This is a genomic window from Streptomyces sp. URMC 124 (assembly GCF_051386455.1).
Classification (GTDB): Bacteria; Actinomycetota; Actinomycetes; order Streptomycetales; family Streptomycetaceae; genus Streptomyces.
Genome location: NZ_JBPQTS010000038.1, coordinates 12,349 through 33,948 on the forward strand (window position 1 = coordinate 12,349; position 21,600 = coordinate 33,948).

At 73.1% G+C, this 21,600-nt stretch carries 16 protein-coding genes and 1 riboswitch; of the genes, 10 read left to right on the forward strand and 6 right to left on the reverse strand.

Translation table 11 applies throughout. The annotated features are described in order from the left end of the window. Positions 1–60: 60 nt before the first annotated feature. Both ACSNOG_RS10925 and ACSNOG_RS10930 read right to left on the reverse strand, forming a co-directional pair. On the reverse strand, positions 61–738 hold the full coding sequence (locus tag ACSNOG_RS10925; RefSeq protein WP_436752383.1) for a response regulator: 678 nt from the start codon (positions 736–738) through the stop codon (positions 61–63). 3 nt (positions 739–741) lie between these two features. After that, positions 742–2,463, reverse strand: coding sequence for an ATP-binding protein (locus ACSNOG_RS10930; protein ID WP_436752384.1), 1,722 nt, complete (start codon positions 2,461–2,463; stop codon positions 742–744). Between the two features lie 312 nt (positions 2,464–2,775). Here ACSNOG_RS10930 and ACSNOG_RS10935 point away from each other — a divergent pair, with 312 nt between their 5' ends. The 3 genes from ACSNOG_RS10935 (at position 2,776) to ACSNOG_RS10945 (ending at position 5,645) form a co-directional block, all read left to right on the forward strand. Continuing rightward, positions 2,776–3,618, forward strand: a complete 843-nt coding sequence (locus ACSNOG_RS10935) for an ABC transporter ATP-binding protein (protein ID WP_436752385.1) — start codon at positions 2,776–2,778, stop codon at positions 3,616–3,618. Continuing rightward, the gene (locus tag ACSNOG_RS10940; protein WP_436752386.1) at positions 3,608–4,477 is read left to right on the forward strand and encodes an ABC transporter permease; all 870 of its coding nucleotides are present in this window, start codon (positions 3,608–3,610) and stop codon (positions 4,475–4,477) included. The genes ACSNOG_RS10935 and ACSNOG_RS10940 overlap by 11 nt, the downstream gene beginning before the upstream one ends. A 109-nt stretch (positions 4,478–4,586) precedes the next feature. Beyond that, positions 4,587–5,645, forward strand: coding sequence for an ABC transporter substrate-binding protein (locus tag ACSNOG_RS10945; protein WP_436752387.1), 1,059 nt, complete (start codon positions 4,587–4,589; stop codon positions 5,643–5,645). A gap of 43 nt (positions 5,646–5,688) precedes the next feature. Here the strand turns inward: ACSNOG_RS10945 and ACSNOG_RS10950 are convergent, their stop codons facing one another. Next, a complete protein-coding gene (locus ACSNOG_RS10950; protein ID WP_436752388.1) occupies positions 5,689–6,591 on the reverse strand; it encodes a sucrase ferredoxin in 903 nt (300 codons plus the stop codon). 61 nt (positions 6,592–6,652) lie between these two features. Beyond that, complete coding sequence (locus ACSNOG_RS10955) at positions 6,653–7,930, reverse strand: citrate/2-methylcitrate synthase (RefSeq protein ID WP_436752389.1); 1,278 nt, start codon at positions 7,928–7,930, stop codon at positions 6,653–6,655. A gap of 156 nt (positions 7,931–8,086) precedes the next feature. On the opposite strand from ACSNOG_RS10955, the gene ACSNOG_RS10960 reads away from it, so the two are divergent. Both ACSNOG_RS10960 and ACSNOG_RS10965 read left to right on the forward strand, forming a co-directional pair. Beyond that, a complete protein-coding gene (locus tag ACSNOG_RS10960; RefSeq protein ID WP_436752390.1) occupies positions 8,087–9,235 on the forward strand; it encodes a citrate synthase/methylcitrate synthase in 1,149 nt (382 codons plus the stop codon). A 17-nt stretch (positions 9,236–9,252) separates the two neighbouring features. Further along, on the forward strand, positions 9,253–10,335 hold the full coding sequence (locus ACSNOG_RS10965) for a CobW family GTP-binding protein (RefSeq protein WP_436752391.1): 1,083 nt from the start codon (positions 9,253–9,255) through the stop codon (positions 10,333–10,335). Between the two features lie 35 nt (positions 10,336–10,370). Here ACSNOG_RS10965 and ACSNOG_RS10970 read toward each other — a convergent pair whose 3' ends face one another. Then, entirely contained in the window at positions 10,371–12,827 is a 2,457-nt protein-coding gene (locus ACSNOG_RS10970) for a DNA gyrase/topoisomerase IV subunit A (RefSeq protein WP_436752392.1), read from the reverse strand. A 223-nt stretch (positions 12,828–13,050) separates the two neighbouring features. On the opposite strand from ACSNOG_RS10970, the gene ACSNOG_RS10975 reads away from it, so the two are divergent. The 4 genes from ACSNOG_RS10975 to ACSNOG_RS10990 all read left to right on the forward strand — a co-directional run bounded on the left by ACSNOG_RS10975 (position 13,051) and on the right by ACSNOG_RS10990 (position 17,967). Beyond that, on the forward strand, positions 13,051–14,412 hold the full coding sequence (locus ACSNOG_RS10975; protein ID WP_436752412.1) for a M16 family metallopeptidase: 1,362 nt from the start codon (positions 13,051–13,053) through the stop codon (positions 14,410–14,412). A gap of 35 nt (positions 14,413–14,447) precedes the next feature. Beyond that, a complete protein-coding gene (locus ACSNOG_RS10980) occupies positions 14,448–15,815 on the forward strand; it encodes a M16 family metallopeptidase (protein ID WP_436752413.1) in 1,368 nt (455 codons plus the stop codon). Positions 15,816–16,029: 214 nt separating this feature from the next. Further along, a riboswitch (cyclic di-AMP (ydaO/yuaA leader) is annotated at positions 16,030–16,185 on the forward strand. Between the two features lie 13 nt (positions 16,186–16,198). Further along, the gene (locus tag ACSNOG_RS10985; RefSeq protein ID WP_436752393.1) at positions 16,199–17,008 is read left to right on the forward strand and encodes a M23 family metallopeptidase; all 810 of its coding nucleotides are present in this window, start codon (positions 16,199–16,201) and stop codon (positions 17,006–17,008) included. 293 nt (positions 17,009–17,301) lie between these two features. Next, positions 17,302–17,967 carry a GntR family transcriptional regulator gene (locus tag ACSNOG_RS10990; RefSeq protein WP_436752394.1) on the forward strand — a complete coding sequence of 222 codons (666 nt, stop codon included), beginning with the start codon at positions 17,302–17,304 and terminating at the stop codon, positions 17,965–17,967. 249 nt (positions 17,968–18,216) lie between these two features. On the opposite strand, the gene ACSNOG_RS10995 is transcribed toward ACSNOG_RS10990, so the two are convergent. Then, complete coding sequence (locus tag ACSNOG_RS10995; RefSeq protein WP_436752395.1) at positions 18,217–18,498, reverse strand: HPr family phosphocarrier protein; 282 nt, start codon at positions 18,496–18,498, stop codon at positions 18,217–18,219. Positions 18,499–18,604: 106 nt separating this feature from the next. Between ACSNOG_RS10995 and ACSNOG_RS11000 the strand changes: the two genes are divergently transcribed. Next, positions 18,605–21,406 (forward strand): bifunctional acetate--CoA ligase family protein/GNAT family N-acetyltransferase, encoded by a 2,802-nt coding sequence (locus tag ACSNOG_RS11000; RefSeq protein ID WP_436752396.1) that lies wholly within the window; start codon positions 18,605–18,607, stop codon positions 21,404–21,406. Positions 21,407–21,600: the final 194 nt, after the last annotated feature.

The following is a 21,600-nucleotide window of genomic DNA, read 5'->3' on the forward strand; positions in this document are numbered from 1 at the left end:
AGCGGCCGGGCGGTGAGCGGACGGGCAGCGTGCGCCCCAGCGGGCTGCGGAGCGGCGCAGCTACCGCCCCGTCCATGCGTAGCGGTGCTCCGGGCGCCCCGTCTCGCCGTACTTGAGGGTCAGGCTCAGCCGCCCCGACTCCTCCAGCCGCTTCAGGTAGCGCTGCGCCGTCGAGCGGCTCAGCCCCGACCGGGCCGCGACCTCGTGCGCGGACAGCGGGGCCGCGGCGTCGGAGAGGACCTGCCGTATCAGTTCGGCCGTGGGCGCCGAGTGCCCCTTGGGCAGCGGCGTGCTGGTGGCCGCCGTGCGCAGGGTGCCGAAGATCCGGTCGACCTGGTCCTGCCCCGCTTCCTGCGCGTCGTCGAGGGTCCGGCGCAGCTGGGCGTACGCCTCCAGCTTCACCCGTAGGCCGGGGAAGGTGAACGGCTTGACCAGGTACTGCAGGGCCCCGTAGCGCATGGCGGCCTGGACGGTCGCCACGTCGCGCGACGCCGTCACCATGATCACGTCGGTGAGGTCGCCGAGCTGCCGCAGCCGGCGGACCAGCCCCAGGCCGGTCTCGTCCGGGAGGAAGTGGTCCAGCAGCACCAGGTCGATGCCGCCCTTCTCCAGAACGGCCATGGCCTGCGCGGCGTTGTGCGCCTTGGCGCCGACGCGGAAGCCGGGAACCCGCGCCACGTACGCGGCGTTGATCTCGGCGACGCGGAAGTCGTCGTCCACGACCAGGACCTCGATCATCGGTCACCCCTTCGAGTGGGCTGAGTGGGCCGGAAGGGCCGGGTGGGCAGGTAAACGCAGCGCTTCGGGCAGTTCCACGGTGAACACGGCGCCGCCGCCGTCCCGTTCGCCGGCCCGTACCGAGCCGCCGTAGCGCTCGGCCAGCCGCCGGACGAGCGAGAGGCCGAGGCCCCGGCGGCGGTGCGGGACGGCCTCCTTGGTGGACCAGCCGTCGGTGAAGACCAGTTCGCGGACCGCGGCCGGTACGCCGGGGCCGTTGTCCGCCACCCGGACGACGAGCGTGTCCCCCACGGCCCGCAGCTCCACTTCCACGAACGGCGCGTCGTGGGACGGGCCCCGCGCGCCCTCCGTGCCGGCCACGTCCCCCGCGCCCGCCGCGCCCTCTGCGTCTCCCGGGCCGGTCGTCGCTCCGGTCGTCGCGCCCGCCGTTGCGTCCAAGGCGTTGTCCACGAGGTTGCCGAGCACGGTGACGAGGTCGCGCGGGTCGACGACCCGGTCGGGCAGCCGGGTCGCCGGGCTCACCCGCAGCGCGACGCCGCGCTCCGCCGCGACCGCGCTCTTGCCCACCAGCAGGGCGCTCACCAGCGGGTCGCGGACGCGCTCGGTGACCTGCTCGGCCGTCGCCCGGTGGGCCCCGGTCACCTCCGCGACGAAGTCCGCCGCCTCCTCGTACAGGCCCAGTTCCAGCAGCCCGACGATGGTGTGCAGGCGGTTGGCGTGCTCGTGGTCCTGGGCGCGCAGCGCGTCGGTCAGGCCGCGGGTGCCGTCGAGCTCGCGGCGGAGCTGTTCGAGCTCGGTGCGGTCGCGCAGCGTCGCCACGGTGCCGCCGGCGGCGGTGTCCCTGCGGTTGACGACGAGCACCCGCCCGTCCCGGACGGTCAGCAGGTCGGTGCCCGTGACGCGGCCGGCCAGCACGTCCGTGGTGCGGCCCGGTGGCAGGACGCGGTCGAGGGGGTGGCCGATGGCGTCCTGGCCGATGCCCAGCAGGCGCGCGGCCGCGTCGTTGAGCAGGCGGACGCGCCCGTGCCGGTCGAGGGCGACGACGCCCTCGCGGATGCCGTGCAGCATGGCTTCGCGCTCGCCCAGGAGGGCGGAGATCTCGGTGAGTTCGATGCCGTGGGTCCGCTTGCGGAGCCTGCGGGAGACGGCGAGCGCGGCGAGCGCCCCGACACCGAGGGCCGCACCCGCGTACATGAGGATGCCCGGTACGGCGCGCAGCAGCAGTGCGTGCACGTTGTCGTAGGCGATGCCGACGGAGACGGCGCCCACGATGGCGCCCTCTCCGTCGCGCAGGGGCACTTTGCCGCGCGCGGAGCGGCCGAGGGTGCCGCTTCCGATGCCCGTCCACTCCTGCCCGTCGAGGGCCCGGCCGGGGTCGGTGCTGACGCGCTGCCCGATCCGTGCGGGGACGGTGTGGGAGTAGCGGATGCCGCGGGTGTCGACGACCACGACGTAACTCGCCCCGGTGGCGAGCCGGATGCGCTCGGCGTCGGCCTGTACTTGGCCGTCGGGGGAGGGCGGCCCGGCCAGCAGGCTGTGCGCGATGCCGGGCTGGGCGGCCGTGGCCTGGGCGATGGCCAGTGCGCGGCGCTCGGCCTGGTCGTCGAGCTGCGTCGCGAGGGGGGCGAGGAAGAGACCGGCGGCGAGCCCGGCCACTCCGGTGATGATCAGCAGCTGGACCAGCAGGACCTGGGCGAAGACGCGGCGGGGCCAGCGGGGGCGCATGCGTGTCCCCCTCTCCTTCTCGTCCTGATGTCGTCCTCCGGCCGGGTGACCGGTCGGCCGCTTACCGGAGTGTTCGGCTCCGCTTCAGCGCCGTTCCGTTTCCGCGCTGTGGACCGAACGTAGCCGGTCCTGACCCCCTGTGCCGGTTCCGTGGCGCTTTCGTTGTTCTACCGCGAGCAAAACGAGCAGAACAGGGTTCGTGCGCTGAAGCCGCACAGCGCTCACAAGGCTGTCTGCGCGCCATGTGCCACATCTAGCCTCCACCACCGGCCACCCCCATGGCCGGAAACCTGCACAGAGGAGGCGGCAAGGATGATCAGCGGCACCCCGCCGGGCCACACCCCGGCGATCGAGCTGCGCGGAGCGAGCAAGGTGTTCCGTACGCCCTCGGGCGCCTCGCACACGGCGGTACGGGATCTCGATCTGACCGTGGAGCAAGGCGAGTTCGTGGCCGTCGTCGGCCCCACGGGCTGCGGGAAGTCCACCACGCTCACCCTGGTCAGCGGCCTGGAGGAGCCGACCGAGGGCGAGGTGCTGATCGGTGGCGAACCCGTGACCGGCATCCGGCCGGAAGTCGGCTTCGTCTTCCAGCAGGACGCCGTCTTCCCCTGGCGCACGGTGCTGTCCAATGTCATGGCCGGACCGCGCTTCCGCGGGGTACCCAAGGCCGAGGCGCGGGACCGGGCGCGCGAATGGCTCGGCCGGGTGGGGCTCGCGGCCTTCACCGACCGCTATCCGCACCAGCTCTCCGGCGGCCAGCGCAAGCGCGTCGCCCTCGCCCAGACCTTCGTGGGCGACCCGGAGATCCTGCTGATGGACGAGCCCTTCTCGGCGCTCGACGTACAGACCAGGGCCCTGATGTCGGACGAGCTCCTGGAGCTGTGGGGCGGCTCCCGCCCCGGCGGACGGGCCGCTTCCGTCATCTTCGTCACCCACGACCTGGAGGAGGCGATCTCCCTCGCCGACAAGGTCGTCGTGATGACCGCCGGCCCGGCCACCGTCAAGGAGGTCTTCCCGGTCCGGCTGCCCCGGCCGCGCAAGGTCGAATCCGTGCGCCTGGTGGCGGAGTTCGTGGAGATCTACCGCGAGATCTGGTCATCCCTCGGTGAAGAGGTCCGCATCACCCGTGAGAGGGGTGCCTCCCGTGTCGCTTGAGTCCGCCGAGTCCGTCGGTGCTCCCATCTCCCTGAAGCTCAGCCGGACCGCGGCCCGCGCGAAGGCCGTTCGCCGGCGCAAGCTGACCGTGTACGCGGCGCGGGCGCTGGTCCTCGTCGTCGTGCTGGGCGCCTGGGAGTTGATGGCACGCAACAACGTCATCGATCCGTTCAACTTCTCCATGCCGTCGAAGATCTGGGACCAGATCGTCCAGTGGACGCTCCACGGCACTCCGCAGGGGTCGCTGGGCGAGCAGATCTGGTACACGCTCTACGAGGCCCTCCTGGGCTGGGTGTTCGGCGTGACCGGTGGCGTGGTGCTCGGGATCGTGCTGGGCCGGGTGCGCTTCCTGGCCGACGTCCTCAGCCCGTACATCAAGGTCCTCAACGCGCTGCCGAGGATCGCCCTCGTGCCGGTCTTCCTGATCCTCTTCGGGCTGGGGCCGGCGTCCAAGGTCGCCTCGGCAGTCGTCCTGGTCTTCTTCCCCGTGTTCTTCAACGCCTTCCAGGGCGCCCGCGAGGTCGACCGCAATCTGGTGGCCAACGCCCGCATCCTGGGCGCGAGCAACCGGCGGGTGACGCTGCAGGTCGTCATCCCCTCCGCGACCTCCTGGATCTTCACCAGCCTGCACGTCAGCTTCGGTTTCGCGCTCATCGGCGCGATCGTCGGCGAGTACCTCGGCGCGGCGAAGGGGATCGGACTGCTGATCTCCGCCTCGCAGGGAACCTTCAACACGGCGGGCGTATACGCGGCCATGGCCATCCTCGCCGTCGTCGCGCTGCTCGCCGAAGGGCTGCTGACCTTCGCCGAGAAGAGGCTCTTCCGCTGGAAGCCGGGCGGCTCCGGCGCGGGAGAGTGACGCCCGGCCCGAGACCCGGCCGCACGGCGCCCCGCACATCCCCCACCCTCACCCCACCCCCTGCACATCCCTTGTGTCTCCTACGAACTTCCGACCGTAAGGAACAGCGATGCGTACGTTCAGCAAGACCGCCGGTGCCCGCGTGGGCGCCCTCGCGGCGGCGATGTGCCTGACCCTGGCCGGGTGTGCCGACGATGCCTCGACCAACAAGCGGAGCTCCGCGCTGGAGGCGGCGAAGGGCGACGTCGTCAGGATCATGGTGGGCGGCCTGGACAAGGTCATCTACATGCCGGCGGTCCTCACCCAGCGGCTCGGCTACTTCCAGGACGAGGGGGTGACCGTCGACCTGCTCACCGAGCCCGCGGGCGTGCAGGCCACCACGTCCCTGGTCTCCGGCGACGTCCAGGGCGTCGTGGGCTTCTACGACCACACGCTCGACCTGCAGGTGAAGGGCAAGCAGGTGGAGTCCGTCGTGCAGCTCGCGCAGACGCCGGGGGAGGTGGAGATCGTCTCCAAGAAGGCCGTGGGCGACCTGACCTCGCCCAAGGACTTCAAGGGCAAGAAGCTCGGCGTGACCGGGCTCGGCTCCTCCACCGACTTCCTCACGAAGTACCTGGCGGTGAAGAACGGGGTGAAGGTCAGTGACTTCACGCCCGTGGCCGTCGGCGCCGGCCAGACCTTCATCTCCGCGCTCCAGCAGGGCGCCATCGACGGCGGCATGACGACCGACCCGACCGTGGCGCAGATCCTCGCCAAGGACGCGGGCAAGGTGCTCGTCGACATGCGGACGCCCGAAGGGTCCCGGAAGGCGCTCGGCGGCCTCTACCCGGCCTCCAGCCTGTACATGAACACCGGTTGGGTCAACGACCACAAGGACGTGGTGCAGAAGCTCGCCAACGCCTTCGTGAAGACCCTCGGGTGGATGTCCGAGCACACGCCGGAGGAGATCGCGGCCAAGATGCCCGAGGACTACGCCAAGGGCGGCAAGGACCTCTACATCGAGGCGATCAAGAACACGCTGCCGATGTTCACCAAGGACGGTGTGATGCCCGAGGACGGGCCGAAGACCGTTCACCAGGTCCTGAAGTCCTTCAACCCGGCGCTCAAGGACGCCAAGGTGGACCTGGAGAAGACCTACACCACGGAGTTCGTGAAGAAGGCGGGGTAACCCCTGCCGAAGCCTCCGCGGCCCGCGGGAGGTTTCCCGGCCCTCAGGAGAGGGGGACGACGGCTCCCACGTCCATCCGCGCCGGTATGCCCGGCGCCCGGCCGCAGCTCTCCGGGCGCGGTGGTTCCGCGGCCCCTTGCTCGACGGCCACCCGCCAGGAGCGGCCGTCGGTGTGGGTGACGGTCACCGACCAGTGGGGCGCCGCCCCCTCGGTGCGCGTCACGTCGAGGGCGTCCGCGCCCTCCTCGCCGGTCAGTTCGCGCACCGCGAGCTCGGCGGCCTGGGCCGGGCGTTCCCACGCGGAGCGTCCCCGGCAGTCACCGGTGACGATGCGGCGGTCGCGGACGGCCTCCAGCACCTCCTTGACGCCGTGGGCGGTGACGCGGCCGTAGGCGTAGCCGTAGGGGAGGACGAAGAGGGTGGGGGAGAAGCGGTGGCCGCCGATGTGGGTGACCTCCCAGGCCTCCGCTCCGGAGGCGGCCAGTTCGGCGGCCAGGGGGCGGCCCAGCAGTGCGCAGCAGCGGTCGCGCTTGCCGTTGGTGCACACGAACACCAGCGGGTCGCCCTCGTAGGCCTCCCACAGGCCGTCGTGCTCGCCCGCGCCGAGCGCGGCGAAGTCCAGCCGGGTCAGCTCCGCGGGGTCGGTGACCGCGGTGGTGCGGATCCAGGAGCGGCCCGGGGCGGTGTGGGCGGCGAACACCCGGTGGGCGCCGGGCTGGTGGCAGTCGGCGTGCCGGCCGGGGCGGCGGATCAGGGCGATCCGCACGCCCGTGCCCTCTGCCGCCGCGTCCAGCGCCCGCCCGACGGCGGGGTCGAGGTGGCTCGCGGTCAGCGCGTCCGCCCCCCAGGGCCCCGGCTGCTCGACGAGCAGCCACGTCCGCGCCGTGGCGGCGGTGCCGGCCAGCGGCTCGGACAGGTAGCGGGAGGCGGTCGCACACGTACTCACGAAGGTAAGCCTAACCTGAGTTGCCGCTGATCGTGCGGCGCACTGCGGAGAGGGGTGAAGCTCACGGCATGGGCTGGGGCGGCCTGGGGCCCGAGTAGGCGCCCGTGGGGCGCATCCGGAGCGGACGCTCCGTGTACTCCTCCAGGGCGTGCGCGATCCAGCCGGCCGTACGCGCCACCGCGAACACCGTCTCCCCGGCTTCGGGCGGCATCTCCGCGGAGACCGACAGAACGGCCAGGGCGAGATCCACGTTGGCGTGCAGGGCCACGTGCCGGGCCGTCGTGGCCTCGACCTCGCGCGCCGCTTCCAGGGCGTCCGCGGCCGCCGGTACGGATTCCAGCCGCGCGAACAGGGCGTCGGCACGGGGGTCGGGCCCCGGGTAGAGCCGGTGGCCGAGGCCCGGCACGCGGCGCCCTCCGCGCAGGTGGTCGGCGACGACCGCCCCGGCGCTGCCCCGCTGCAGCACCTCCGTCAGCATCCGGTGCGCCAGGCCGCTCGCCGCGCCGTGCAGCGGGCCCTCCATCACCCCGAGTCCGGCCGAAACCGCGGCGTAGGGGTGGGAGCGGGCCGAGGCGGCCACCCGTACGGCGAGCGTGGACGCGGCCAGGTCGTGGTCGATGAGCAGCACGAGAGCCGCCTCCAGGGCGCCCAGTGACGCCTCGTCGGGCGCCTGCGCGGTCAGCCGGGACCACAGCCGGCGGGTGAGCGGGACGCCGCCGTCCTCCGCCCGGGGCAGCCGCCCGGCGGCCGGCAGGGCGTCGACCAGCGTCGGGATCAGGCCGCGCGCGGTGCCCAGTACGGCCTCGGGGGACAGGTCGAAGCGCATCGGGTCGGCGGCGGCCGCCGCGATCGCCGCCACCCGCAGCCGGTCGGTCGGGCCGCTGTGCGCGGGCATGGCGCTCACCGCGCGGAGCGCCGCGATCAGGCCGTCCTCGGGGGCGGTGAACCGGGTGCCGGGCCGCAGCCTGCCGGTCCACAGCCACTCCGCGACCTCCTCGTAGCCGTACCGCTCCGCGAGGGCGACGGCGTCCACGCCGCGGTAGAAGTACCGGTCCTTCTCGATGAGCGTGATGCCCGTACGGATCGCCGTCTCGCCGCCGAACGCCGTCTCGCGCCGTCCGCGCCGCACGAGGGCGTCGACCTCGCGCGCGTCGAAGGTGCTGCCGCGCCCGCCGGGGCCGCGGCGGCTGGTGAGCTGGCCGCGGCTCACGTACGCGTAGACCGTCTCGGGCTTCACGCCGAGCCGCTCGGCGACCTCGCGGGTGGTCAGCCGCTCGCCGCCGGGGGCGCCGCCCTCCGCGCCGCCGGCCGCCCCGTCCTTCGTTCTCTGCTCCGCCATGGGGACACGCTATCCACCTCCGTATGTTGATGAGAATCAACATTGACAACTATTGAGTCAAGCATGGACAGTCGGATCAAGATTTGATCGATCACCGAAAACGTCGATCAGTCGATCACTGGACATCGACCACTGCACACGGATCAGGGGACAGCCATGCCGATCACCGAAGTGCCCCGTGGACTCGCCGGCGTCGTCGTCACCGACACCGCCCTCGGCGACGTCCGCGGCCGGGAGGGCTTCTACCACTACCGCCAGTACTCGGCCGTCGAACTCGCCGGGAGCCGGTCCTTCGAGGACGTCTGGCACCTGATGTTCCGCGGCTCCCTGCCGGACGCGCAGCAGCGCGCCCGCTTCGCCGCCGAGACCGCGGCCCTGCGCCGGCTCCCGCAGGACGTGCGGGACGCCCTGCCGGGCATCGCCCGCGCCGGTGCGGCCTCCGGCCCGCTGGCGGGGCTGCGCACCGCGCTGTCCCTCCTCGGAGCCTCGTCCGGGCTCCGCCCGCTGTACGACACCGACGCCGACGGGCGCGAGGCCGCCGCCCTCGCCGCCTGCGCCGCCGTGCCCACCCTGCTCACGGCCCTCCACCGGCTCGGGCAGGGCCTGGAGCCCGTGGAGCCGCGCGACGACCTGCCGCACGCCGCCAACTACCTCTACATGCTCACCGGAGCCGAGCCCGACGCCCGAAAGGCCCGGGCCGTGGAGCGGTACCTCGTCTCCACCATTGACCACGGCTTCAACGCCTCGACGTTCACCGCTCGCGTCATCGCCTCCACCGGCGCGGACCTGGCCGCCTGCCTGTGCGGTGCGATCGGCGCGCTCTCCGGCCCGCTGCACGGCGGAGCCCCCAGCCGGGCGCTCGACACCCTCGACGCCATCGGCACGCCCGACCGCATCGACTCCTGGATCCGCGAGCGCGTCCTCGCGGGCGAACGGATCATGGGCTTCGGGCACCCCGTCTACCGCACCGAGGACCCCCGCTCCCGGATGCTCCGCGAGATCGCCCGGGAGTTCGGCGGGGACCTCGTGGACTTCGCCGTCGAGGTCGAGGGCCGGGTCGAGGCGATCCTCGCCGAGCTCAAGCCCGGCCGGGAGCTCCACACCAACGTCGAGTTCTACGCGGGCGTCGTCATGGAGCTGTGCGGGTTGCCGCGCGAGATGTTCACCCCCACCTTCTGCGCGGCCCGCGTCGTCGGCTGGAGCGCCAATATCCTGGAGCAGGCGGACGACTCCAAGATCATCCGCCCGGCGGCCCGGTACGTGGGCCCGCCCCCGCCCCAGCCGGTCCCCGCCGTGCTCGACTGACGATGGAGGCGCCCCCCGTGGCCAAGCGACAGATCCCGGTCATCGTTCTCGCAGGATTCCTGGGGTCGGGCAAGACCACGCTCCTCAACCACCTCCTGGGGAGAAGCGGGGGCACCCGCATCGGGGCGATCGTCAACGACTTCGGCAGCATCGAGATCGACGCCATGAGCGTCGCCGGCCAGGTCGACTCGATGGTCTCGCTCGGCAACGGATGCCTGTGCTGCGCCGTCGACACCAGCGAGCTCGACGGCTTCCTCGACCGGCTCTCCCGCCCCACGGCCCGCATCGACGTCATCGTCATCGAGGCCAGCGGCCTGGCGGAGCCGCAGGAGGTCATCCGGATGATCCTCGCCAGCGACAACAAGGACATCGTCTACGGCGGCCTCGTCGAGGTGGTCGACGCGGCCGAGTTCGCCGCCACCCGCGCCCGGCACCCGGAGCTCGACCGGCACGTGGCCATCGCCGACCTCGTCGTCCTCAACAAGGCCGACAGGGTCGGCGACGAGGCCCGCGCGGAGATCCTCGGCACGCTGGCCGGGCTCGGCCCCGGCACGCCCGTCGTGCCCGCCTCCTACGGGCGCATCGACCCCGAGCTGCTCTTCGACCGCAAGCCGCGCGAGGACGACCCCTCGACGACGCGGCAGCTGTCCTTCGAGGACCTGTCCGCCGACGACGAGCAGGACGCCCACGGGCACGAGGACCACGGCCACGCCTGCCCTGACGGCTGCGGCCACGGCGGACACCTGCACGCCGCCTACGAGAGCGTCGAGTTCGTCTCCGAAGAGCCCATGGACCCGCGGCGGCTGATGGAGTTCCTCGACAGCCGCCCGGAGGGCCTCTACCGGATCAAGGGCTTCGTGTACTTCGGCATAGCCGGGCACAAGCACAAGTTCACCGTCCACGCCGTGGGCGACTTCCTGCGCTTCTACCGCTCCTCCTGGGCACGGGCCGAGGAACGGCTCACCCAGCTCGTCCTGATCGGCCGGGGCGTGGACACGGAGGCCCTGCGGGCCGGGCTGGACCGCTGCCGCGTCACCGAGGGGGCGTCCCCGGCGGAGGAACACGCCATGTGGGGCGTCCTGCGGTACGCGCAGGGCTGACGGGGGCGCTCGCAGCGCCCCCGCCCTCGTGCCGCTTACACCGGGCCCGCCACCGCCTTCACCGGCTTCGCCAGGGGAGTGCCCGAGCCGTCCCGCCGCGGGTCGGCCTCCGGCAGCTCCGCCGGGGCGCCCTTCGCATCCGCCGCCCGCGCCGGGGCGGCCCCCGCCCAGGCCATGACCAGGCAGTCCTCGCCCTTCAGGAAGCGCTGGCAGCGCACGCCGCCCGTCGCCCGGCCCTTGCGCGGGTACTGGTCGAAGGGGGTCAGCTTCGCCGTGCCTTCCGAGGCGCCCAGCAGGGTGCCCCGCGTACCGGCCTGGGTGAACACCACCGCGTCGGCCGCCGGGTCGATGGCGGTGAAGGAGATCACCTTCGCGCCCGAGGAGAGCTTGATGCCCGCCATGCCGCCCGCGGGCCGCCCCTGCGGCCGCACCTGCGAGGCCGGATAGCGCAGCAGCTGGGCGTCGTCGGTGACGAAGACCAGGTCCTCCTCGCCCGTCCGCAGCTCGGCGGCGCCGACGATGCGGTCGCCGTCCTTGAGGCCGATGACCTCCAGCTCGTCCTTGTTGGCCGGATAGTCGGGGACCACGCGCTTGACGACGCCCTGCTCCGTACCGATCGCGAGACCCGGCGAGGACTCGTCCAGCGTGGTCAGGCAGACGACCGTCTCGCCGTCCTCCAGCGTCAGGAACTCCGACACCGGCGCGCCGCCCGACAGGGTGGGCGCCGCCGCCGTCTCCGGAAGCTGCGGCAGGTCGATCACCCGCATCCGCAGCAGACGCCCGGCCGACGTCACCGCGCCCACCTCGCCCAGGGCCGTGGCCGGCACGGCGGAGGCGATCACGTCGTGCTTGACGCGTTTGGCCTCGCCCGCGGCGGGCGGGAAGGGCTCGCCGGTGGCCGTGCGGGCCAGCAGGCCGGTGGAGGACATCAGCACGCGGCACGGGTCGTCGGCGACCTGCAGCGGGACCGCGGACGCCGGGGCACCCGCCGACTCCAGCAGGACCGTGCGGCGGTCGGTGCCGAACTTCTTCGCGACATCGGCCAGTTCGCCCGAGACCAGCTTGCGCAGCTCCGCGTCGGACTCCAGGATCCGCGTCAGCTCCTCGATCTCCCCGGTGAGCTTGTCGCGCTCCGCCTCGAGCTCGACGCGGTCGAACTTCGTCAGGCGGCGCAGCGGCGTGTCCAGGATGTACTGCGTCTGCACCTCGGAGAGGGAGAACCGGGCGATGAGGGCCTGCTTGGCCTCCGCCGCGTTCTCACTCGATCGAATGATCCTGATGACCTCGTCGATGTCGAGCAGGGCCACCAGGAGGCCTTCGGCCAGGTGCAGCCGGTCGCGCCGCTTGCCGCGCCGGAACTCGCTGCGCCGCCGCACCACCTCGAAGCGGTGGTCGACGTAGACCTCCAGGAGCTCCTTGAGGCCCAGGGTCAGCGGCTGGCCGTCGACCAGGGCGACGTTGTTGATGCCGAAGGACTCCTCCATCGGCGTGAGCTTGTAGAGCTGCTCCAGGACGGCCTCGGGGTTGAAGCCGTTCTTGATCTCGATGACCAGGCGCAGGCCGTGGGCGCGGTCGGTGAGGTCCTTGACGTCGGCGATGCCCTGGAGCTTCTTCGAGCCGACCAGGTCCTTGATCTTGGAGACGACCTTCTCGGGGCCGACGGTGAAGGGCAGCTCGGTGACGACCAGGCCCTTGCGGCGGGCCGTCACGGTCTCCACCGAGACGGTCGCCCGGATCTTGAACGTGCCGCGGCCCGTCTCGTAGGCGTCGCGCACGCCGCCGAGGCCGACGATCCGGCCGCCCGTCGGCAGGTCCGGGCCGGGGATGAACTTCATCAGCGTGTCGAGGTCGGCGCCCGGGTGCTTGATCAGGTGCCGGGCGGCCGCGATGACCTCGCCGAGGTTGTGCGGCGGCATGTTCGTCGCCATGCCGACCGCGATGCCGGACGAGCCGTTGACCAGGAGGTTGGGATAGGCGGCCGGCAGGGCCACGGGCTCCTGCTCGCTGCCGTCGTAGTTCGGCGTGAAATCGACGGTGTCCTCGTCGATCGACTCCGTCATCAGGGACGTCGCCGACGCCATCCGGGCCTCGGTGTAGCGCATGGCCGCGGGCGGGTCGTCATTGCCGAGGGAGCCGAAGTTGCCGTGGCCGTCGACCAGCGGCACGCGCATGGAGAACGGCTGCGCCATGCGCACCAGGGCGTCGTAGATGGAGGCGTCACCGTGCGGGTGGAGCTTGCCCATCACCTCGCCCACGACGCGGGCGCACTTCACGTAGCCGCGGTCGGGGCGCAGGCCCATCTCGTTCATCTGGAAGAGGATCCGGCGGTGGACCGGCTTGAGACCGTCGCGCGCGTCGGGCAGGGCCCGGGAGTAGATGACGGAGTAGGCGTACTCGAGGAAGGAACCCTGCATCTCGTCGACGACGTCGATGTCGAGGATGCGCTCCTCGAAGTTCTCCGGCGGCGGGGTCTTCGTGCTGCGGCGGGCCATCGCGGCTGCGGCTCCTTCGATCGATTGCCGAGGCAGGGTGCTGACGCGGACCATTGTGGACCGCGCCACTGACAACACCGGACACGACCCGTCCGTAAGGGGGCACCGCGCCGGGAACTTCGCCGGATGTCAGCGCGCTTGCATACAGTGACAGCACTGCTCATCACGCGAGTCATCGCGCACCGGCGCGAGATTTCAAGCGATCGAAGGGACGTACATGCCCATGGGTCACACGGCCACGCAACAGGCCGGTACCGGCGGCCTCACAGCGACCGAGCACCGCCTGGCCAACGGCCTGCGGGTGGTGCTCTCCGAAGACCATCTGACCCCGGTCGCCGCCGTCTGCCTCTGGTACGACGTCGGCTCGCGCCATGAGGTCAAGGGCCGCACCGGCCTCGCCCACCTCTTCGAGCACCTTATGTTCCAGGGCTCGGCACAGGTCAAGGGGAACGGCCATTTCGAGCTGGTTCAGGGCGCCGGCGGCTCCCTCAACGGCACCACCAGCTTCGAGCGCACCAACTACTTCGAGACCATGCCGGCCCACCAGCTGGAGCTGGCCCTGTGGCTCGAGGCCGACCGGATGGGCTCCCTGCTCACCGCCCTCGACGACGAGTCGATGGAGAACCAGCGCGACGTCGTCAAGAACGAGCGCCGCCAGCGCTACGACAACGTCCCCTACGGCACGGCCTTCGAGCGGCTGACCGCCATGGTCTTCCCGGACGGCCACCCGTACCACCACACCCCGATCGGCTCCATGGCCGACCTCGACGCGGCCTCCCTGGAGGACGCCCGCGCCTTCTTCCGCACCTACTACGCCCCGGGCAACGCCGTCCTGTCCGTCGTCGGCGACATCGACCCCGAGCAGACCCTCGCCTGGATCGAGAAGTACTTCGGCTCGATCCCCGCGCACGACGGCAAGCAGCCCCCGCGCGACGGCAGCCTGCCCGACATCATCGGCGAGGAGCTGCGCCAGGTCGTCGAGGAGGAGGTCCCGGCCCGCGCCATGATGGCCGCCTACCGCCTCCCGCAGGACGGCTCCCGCGAGGCCGACGCCGCCGACCTGGCCGTCACCGTCCTCGGCGGCGGCGAGTCCTCCCGCCTGCACAACCGCCTGGTGCGCCACGACCGCTCCGCCGTCGCCGCCGGCTTCGGCCTGCTGCGGCTCGCCGGAGCCCCCTCGCTGGGCTGGCTGGACGTCAAGGCGTCCGGCGGCGCGGAGGTGGCCGCCATCGAGGCCGCCGTCGACGAGGAGCTCGCCCGCTTCGCCGCCGAGGGCCCGACCCCGGCGGAGATGGAGCGCGCCCAGGCCCAGCTGGAGCGCGAGTGGCTGGACCGCCTCTCCACCGTCAGCGGCCGCGCCGACGAACTGTGCCGCTTCGCGGTGCTGTTCGGTGACCCCCAGCTCGCCCTCACCGCCGTGCAGCGCGTGCTGGACATCACGCCGGAGGAGGTGCGGCAGGTCGCCCAGGCCCGCCTGCGCCCCGACAACCGCGCCGTGCTGGTGTACGAGCCCACCGAGCCCACCGAGGCCGTCGCCCCCGCCGCCGACGAGAACGCCGAAGAAGAAGAGGAGACGGCCAAGTGAGCGACGCCGTGGCCGCTGACACCACCCAGCCCTCCATGCAGTTCCACCCGCAGCCCCAGGCCGGCCCCGCGGCCCCCTGGGCCTTCCCCGCCCCCGAGCGCGGCACGCTCCCCAACGGCCTGACGGTGCTGCGCTGCCACCGCCCGGGCCAGCAGGTCGTCGCCGTCGACATCAACGTGGTGGCCCCCCTCGCCGCGGAGCCGGAGGGCCTCGACGGCGTCGCCACCATCATGGCGCGCGCCCTGTCCGAGGGCACCGACAAGCACACCGCCGAGGAGTTCACCGCCGAGCTGGAGCGCTGCGGCGCCACGCTCGACGCCCACGCGGACCACCCCGGCGTGCGCCTGTCCCTGGAGGTCCCCGCCTCCCGGCTGGGCAAGGCCCTCGGCCTCGTGGCCGACGCGCTGCGCGCCCCCGCCTTCCCCGACCACGAGGTCGAGCGCCTGGTGGGCAACCGCCTGGACGAGATCCCGCACGAGCTGGCCAACCCCGCCCGCCGGGCCGCCATGGCGCTCTCCAAGGAGCTCTTCCCGGCCGGCTCGCGGATGTCGCGCCCCCGCCAGGGCACCGAGGAGACCGTCGCCCGCATCGACGCCGCCTCCGTGCGGGCCTTCTACGAGGCCCACGTCCGCCCCGCCACCACGACCGCCGTGGTCGTCGGCGACTTCACCGGGGTCGACCTCGAAGCGGCCCTCGCCGACTCCCTCGGCGCCTGGACGGGCTCCCCGGCCGAGCCGTACCCCCTCAAGCCGGTCACCGCGGACGACACCGGCCGCGTCGTCATCGTGGACCGCCCCGGCGCGGTCCAGACGCAGCTCCTCATCGGCCGCATCGGTGCCGACCGGCACGACCGGGTCTGGCCCGCGCAGAGCGTCGGCACGTACTGCCTCGGCGGCACCCTCACCTCCCGCCTGGACCGCGTCCTGCGCGAGGAGAAGGGCTACACCTACGGCGTCCGGGCCTTCGGCCAGGTGCTGCTGTCCACTCCGGAGGGCACCGGCGCCGCCATGCTCGCCATCAGCGGCTCGGTGGACACCGCCTCCACCGGCCCGGCGCTCGCGGACCTGTGGACCGTCCTGCGCACCCTCGCCGCCGAGGGCCTGACGGACGAGGAGCGCGACTCCGCCGTGCAGAACCTGGTGGGCGTCGCCCCGCTGAAGTTCGAGACGGCGGCGGCCGTCGCGGGCACCCTGGCCGACCAGGTCGAGCAGCACCTGCCGGACGACTTCCAGGCCCAGCTGTACGAGCGCCTCGCCGCCACGGGCACGGTGGAGGCCACCGCGGCCGCGGTGAGCGCCTTCCCGGTCGACCGTCTGGTGACGGTGCTCGTCGGCGACGCCGCGCAGATCGAGGAGCCCGTCCGGGCCCTCGGCATCGGCGACGTGACGGTGATCACGGGCTGACCCCCGGCGGGCCGCCCGCACCGGGCGGCCCGTCAACCGGCAGGCACGCGCGCCCCTGAGGCGCGTGTGCCTGCCAAATGTCCGATTTAGCGGAGTGGTTGCATGTCTGCGTTGTGGCGTGGGCCACAAAATGGGGCTTCTGTTTGCCGATCGAAAGTGGCGGCGTCTAGCGTCAAAGCGTCTGTCCGTCAGATGTGCGTCGCATCCGCGGCCCGGGCAGACATCGCCGAGTCCCCGTACGGCGCGAGCCAGGGGAGCCGGGGACCCAAGTGTCCCTGGGGTGAATCGGGCCCCTTTCCGGAGGGATCCGTAGGAGACCTTCCTGCTCCGAACCCGTCAGCTAACCCGGTAGGCGAGAGGGAAGGAAAGGACCAGCCTCACCAATGGCGTTCACTCGTGCCACCGGGAAGCACCGCAAGCCGAGCCGCGCCGTTCGCGTCAGCGCGAACGCGGCGGGCATAGCCACCCTCGCCGCCACCGGTGTCGTGGCGGGCCTCGCCGCCCCGGCGATGGCCGCCTCCCCCGACGAGACCCACCGCCCCACCGAGGACACCGGCCTGACCCAGGCCGTCGTCATCGGCGAGGACACGGCGGGCCGCATCGGCGAGCAGGCCCAGGTCCAGACCAGCGCCGCAGCCGAGAACACCGCCGTCCACGAGGCCGAGTCCGCCGCCAAGCAGCAGGCCGCCGACGTCAAGAAGGCCGCGGACGAGGCCAAGCGCAAGGCCGAGGCCGAGCGCAAGGAGCAGGAGCGCGTCGCCCGCGAGCAGGAGCGCAAGCGTCTCAACACCTTCGTCTCGCCGATCGCCGGCTCGTACGTCTCCACGTCCTACAAGGCCTCCAGCGGCCTGTGGTCCTCCGGCAGCCACACCGGCATCGACATGCACGCCGCGACCGGCACCTCGGTGCAGTCCGTGGGCGCGGGCACCATCGTCGAGGCCGGCTGGGGCGGCGCCTACGGCAACAACGTCGTCATCAAGCACAACGACGGCACCTACACGCAGTACGGCCACCTGTCGTCCATCGACGTCTCCGTCGGCCAGTCGGTCACCGCCGGCCAGCAGATCGGCCTCTCCGGCGCCACGGGCAACGTCACCGGCCCGCACCTGCACTTCGAGGCCCGCACCGGCGCCACGTACGGCACCGACATCGACCCGGTCGCCTACCTCAGCGAGCACGGCGTCAGCCTCTGACGCACCCGCCGGCGCCCCCGCGCGCGGCACCTCAGCCTCACGAAGGCCCCGGCCCACCGGCCGGGGCCTTTGTCGTACCCTCGTGTTGGCCAAAACATATCGATGACTTCACGTGCGCCGTCGGAAATCGCGGGCGGCTGCAATAGAGTCGCTGAACAGGCGTCAATCGGCCGCGTTTCGCGGGGGTTATGCGGAGGTTCACCCATGCGGGGCCGTACGTGAACGGTGATGGCACAGCGCACCACGGCGATGGCGCGGCGCATCAGAGCGGCCGTCGCATTTCCGCGCACGCCGTGTGCACGGCGATCCGTGACGACATTGTTTCCGGCACGTTTCCACCCGGCAGCAGGCTCACCGAAGAAGTCCTCGCGCGGCGCTACGGCGTTTCGCGCGTGCCCGTGCGCGAGGCGTTGCGCACCCTCGCCTCGGAGGGGTTCGTGACCACCCGGCGGCACGCGGGCGCCTGTGTCGCGGAGCCCACCGAGCAGGAGGCCGCCGATCTGCTGGAGGTCCGCGCCCTGCTGGAGCCGCTGGGTGCCGCGCGCGCCGCACAGCGCCGTACGGAGGCGCATCTGAAGGTGCTGCGCGGTCTGGTCCGGCTCGGCCAGGAGCGCGCCCGCGGCGGGCGTACGGGCGAGCTGCGGCCGCTCGGGGACTGGTTCGACGAGACCCTCGCCCAGGCGTCCGGCAGCCCGAGCCTCGCGGCCCTGCTCACCCAGCTCCGGCTGAAGATCGCGTGGGTGTACGCGGCGGAGCCGCCCGTGCGCCCCGTCGACACCTGGGAGGCCCTCGGCGCCCTCGTGGACGCCGTCGCCCGCGGCGACGCCGAGCGGGCCCGGGCCCTCGCGGCGGCCCGCGCGGACCGCTCGCCCGGGGAATTCCGGCTGCGCCGCTCCGTGCCGGCGCCCCGCGCGCGGAATGCGCGACCGGGGGCGCGCACGGTGATCTCCGGCTCCTGATTTAACGTGCGGCGTTACCGCAGGAAATGATCTCCCGCCGGACTTCCGTCAAAGGAATGCCCGGCTGTTACCGCTGGAATGCCATGGATTTCCACGCGGGCGCACGCGGGGGTGCGAATGGGAGCGCACCGGGTGCGAATGAGGAAACGGCGGGGGAAGCGGCGGGGGGAAACGGCGAGGGAAACGACAGCGGGGCCACGGCGGCCCTCAATCGGCCGCCGCGGCCCCGCCGCGCGCGATTCCGTCGAGTCAGACGGTCTCCGGGAGCTCCTCGAGACCCTCGGCGACCAGCTTCGCCAGGCGCTCCAGAGCGGCCTCGGCGCCCTCGGCGTCGCTGGACAGGACGATCTCCTCGCCACCCTGGGCGCCCAGGCCCAGCACGGCCAGCATGGAACCGGCGTTGACGGGGTTGCCGTCGGCCTTGGCGATCGTCACGGGGACGCCGGCGGCGGTCGCCGCACGGACGAAGATCGACGCGGGACGGGCGTGCAGGCCCTCGGCCCAGCCGACGTTGACGCGGCGCTCAGCCATGGTGTTGCCCTTCAAGTCGTAGGGGTTGTCTAGACCAGTGTCTCACGGTGCCCGGAGTGCTCCGGGCAGCGCTCCGGATGTCCGTACCCGGCCTTACGCTGGCCCCATGCAGACGACGCCGGAGCGGTCCGGGCCCGAGTACGCGTACCCCACCCACTGGGAAGCCGACGTCGTGCTGCGCGACGGCGGCACCGCGCACCTGCGCCCCATCACCCCCGACGACGCCCAGCGCCTGGTGAGCTTCTACGAGCAGGTCTCCGACGAGTCGAAGTACTACCGCTTCTTCGCCCCCTACCCCCGCCTCTCCGACCGGGACGTGCACCGCTTCACCCATCACGACTACGTCGACAGGGTCGGCCTCGCCGCCACCGTCGGCGGCGAGTTCATCGCCACCGTGCGCTACGACCGCATCGACGGCCGCGGCATGCCCGCCTCCGAGCCCGCGGACGAGGCCGAGGTCGCCTTCCTCGTGCAGGACGCCCACCAGGGCCGCGGGGTCGCCTCCGCCCTCCTGGAGCACATCGCGGCCGTGGCCCGCGAGCGGGCGATCCGGCGCTTCGCCGCCGAGGTGCTGCCCGCCAACACCAAGATGATCAAGGTGTTCACGGACGCGGGCTACACCCAGAAGCGCAGCTTCGAGGACGGCGTCGTCCGCCTCGAACTGGACCTGGAGCCCACCGACCGCTCCCTCGCCGTCCAGCGGGCCCGCGAGCAGCGCGCCGAGGCCCGCTCGGTCCAGCGGCTCCTCGCCCCCGGCTCCGTGGCCGTCGTCGGCACCGGCCGCGCGCCCGGCGGCATGGGGCGGGCCGTCCTGCGCGACCTGCTGGCCGGCGGCTTCACCGGGCAGGTCCACGCCGTCAACCACGCCTTCCCCGAGGACCTCACCCGGCTCGACCCCGAGGGCGTGCCCGCCCACCGCTCCGTCCTCGGCATCGACGGGCCCGTCGACCTCGCCGTCGTGGCCGTGCCCGCCGCACAGGTGCCCTCCGTCGTCGCCGAATGCGGCGAGCACGGCGTCCAGGGCCTCGTCGTCCTCTCCGCCGGATACGGCGAGAGCGGCGCCGACGGGCGCGAGCGCCAGCGCGAGCTGGTGCGCCAGGCCCGCTCCTACGGGATGCGCATCATCGGGCCCAACGCCTTCGGCCTCATCAACACCGCCGACGGCGTCCGCCTCAACGCCTCCCTGTCGCCCGAGCTGCCCGCCGCCGGGCGCATAGGCCTCTTCAGTCAGTCCGGGGCCATCGGCATCGCCCTGCTCTCCGGGCTCCACCGGCGCGCCGCCGGTCTCGTCGGTATCTCCACCTTCGTCTCCGCCGGCAACCGCGCGGACGTCTCCGGCAACGACTTCCTGCAGTACTGGCACGACGACCCCGACACCGACCTCGTGCTCATGTACCTGGAGTCCATCGGCAACCCCCGCAAGTTCACCCGCCTCGCCCGGCGCACCGCCGCCCGCAAGCCGGTCGTCGTCGTCAAGGGCGCCCGCCACGGCGGAGCCGCGCCCACCGGGCACGCCGTGCCCACCACCCGGATCCCCGACGCCACCGTCTCCGACCTGCTCCGGCAGGCCGGCGTCATCCGCGTCGACACGGTCACCGAGCTCGCCGACACCGGGCTGCTCCTCGCCTCCCAGCCGCTGCCCGCCGGGCCGCGCGTCGCCATCCTCGGCAACTCCGAGTCCCTCGCCCTGCTCACCTACGACGCCTGCCTCACGGACGGCCTGCGCCCGCAGCCCCCGTACGACCTCACCACCGGCGCCCGGCCCGCCGACTTCCGCAGGGCGCTGGCCGGGGTCCTGGCCGACGAGGAGTGCGACGCCGTCGTCGTCACCGCCATCCCGTGGGTCGGGGACGCCTCCGCGGCCGACCTCGCGCGGGCACTGCGCGAGGCCGTCGCGGCCTCGCCCGCGGCCAAGCCGGTGACCGTCGTGCACCTGGAGATCCCGGGGCTCGCCGAGGCCCTCGCCGAGCCGGCGGACGAAGGCGCCGGGGCGGCGGAGGGCGCCGCGCCGGCCGTACGGATACCCGCCTACCCCGCCGCCGAGCGGGCCGTCCGGGCGCTCGCCGAAGCCGCGCGGTACGCCCGCTGGCGGCGGCACGCGGCCGAGCCGGGGCGCGTGCCCGAGTACGACGACATCGACGAGGCCGGGGCCGCGGCCGACATCGGCGTGCTGCTGGAGGCGCACGGGGCCGGGCTGGCGCCGCCGCCCGAGGGGCCGCGGGCGGTCACCCTCTCCGCCCCCGACACCCAGCGGCTCCTCGCCCGGTACGGGATCGCCGTGCTGCCCGCGCTCCCGGCGCCCGACCCCGACCGCGCGGTGCGCGCCGCGCAGCGGCTCGGCTTCCCCGTCGCTCTCAAGCCCACCGCCCCGCACCTGCGCCACCGCGCCGACCTCGGGGGCGTCCGGCTCGACCTGGGCGGCGAAGCGGAACTGCGCCGGGCATACGCCGAGTTGACCGAGCTCCTCGGCAAGCCCGAGGAGACCCGGCTCGTCGTCCAGTCCATGGCGCCGCGCGGGGTCGACACCGTCGTACGGGCCGCGATCGACCCGGCGGCGGGGGCCGTCCTGTCCTTCGGGCTGGCCGGGGCGCCCTCCCTGCTGCTCGGCGACACGGCCCACCGGCTCGTTCCCGTCACCGACCGCGACGCCGCCGAGCAGATCCGCTCCATCCGCACCGCCCCGCTGCTCTTCGGCTGGCGCGGCACGACGCCCGTCGACACCAAGGCCCTGGAAGAGCTGCTGCTGCGCGTCTCGCGGCTGGTCGACGACCACCCCGAGGTCGTCGGCGCCGACCTGGAACCGGTGATCGTCGCCCCCCAGGGGGTCCACGTCCTGGGCGCCACCATCCGCCTGGCCCCGGCCCCGGCCCGCACGGACCTGGGCCCGCGCAGCCTGCCGGTGGTCTGACAGCAACAGACCACGGGGTTGCACCCGACCACGCCCCGTGCCCTCGCCCCCGAGCCCGCCACGAGCTGCGGTGGGTTCGGCGCCGCCGGGTGCCCTCGTGGGGAGGGGAGCTCCCGGGCCGACGGGGGCGTCGGGTGCCCGGGGTGTGAGTCCCGTCCCACCGGGCCGGCCTCGGAGAGGCCGGCGTGGGCGCA

Coding starts and splice junctions, on each gene's coding strand:
- ACSNOG_RS10925 (WP_436752383.1), bottom strand. CDS start 738: ATGATCGAGGTCCTGGTCGTGGACGACGACTTCCGCGTCGCCGAGATC.
- ACSNOG_RS10930 (WP_436752384.1), bottom strand. CDS start 2,463: ATGCGCCCCCGCTGGCCCCGCCGCGTCTTCGCCCAGGTCCTGCTGGTC.
- ACSNOG_RS10935 (WP_436752385.1), top strand. CDS start 2,776: ATGATCAGCGGCACCCCGCCGGGCCACACCCCGGCGATCGAGCTGCGC.
- ACSNOG_RS10945 (WP_436752387.1), top strand. CDS start 4,587: ATGCGTACGTTCAGCAAGACCGCCGGTGCCCGCGTGGGCGCCCTCGCG.
- ACSNOG_RS10955 (WP_436752389.1), bottom strand. CDS start 7,930: ATGGCGGAGCAGAGAACGAAGGACGGGGCGGCCGGCGGCGCGGAGGGC.
- ACSNOG_RS10960 (WP_436752390.1), top strand. CDS start 8,087: ATGCCGATCACCGAAGTGCCCCGTGGACTCGCCGGCGTCGTCGTCACC.
- ACSNOG_RS10970 (WP_436752392.1), bottom strand. CDS start 12,827: ATGGCCCGCCGCAGCACGAAGACCCCGCCGCCGGAGAACTTCGAGGAG.
- ACSNOG_RS10975 (WP_436752412.1), top strand. CDS start 13,051: ATGGGTCACACGGCCACGCAACAGGCCGGTACCGGCGGCCTCACAGCG.
- ACSNOG_RS10980 (WP_436752413.1), top strand. CDS start 14,448: ATGCAGTTCCACCCGCAGCCCCAGGCCGGCCCCGCGGCCCCCTGGGCC.
- ACSNOG_RS10985 (WP_436752393.1), top strand. CDS start 16,199: ATGGCGTTCACTCGTGCCACCGGGAAGCACCGCAAGCCGAGCCGCGCC.
- ACSNOG_RS10995 (WP_436752395.1), bottom strand. CDS start 18,498: ATGGCTGAGCGCCGCGTCAACGTCGGCTGGGCCGAGGGCCTGCACGCC.
- ACSNOG_RS11000 (WP_436752396.1), top strand. CDS start 18,605: ATGCAGACGACGCCGGAGCGGTCCGGGCCCGAGTACGCGTACCCCACC.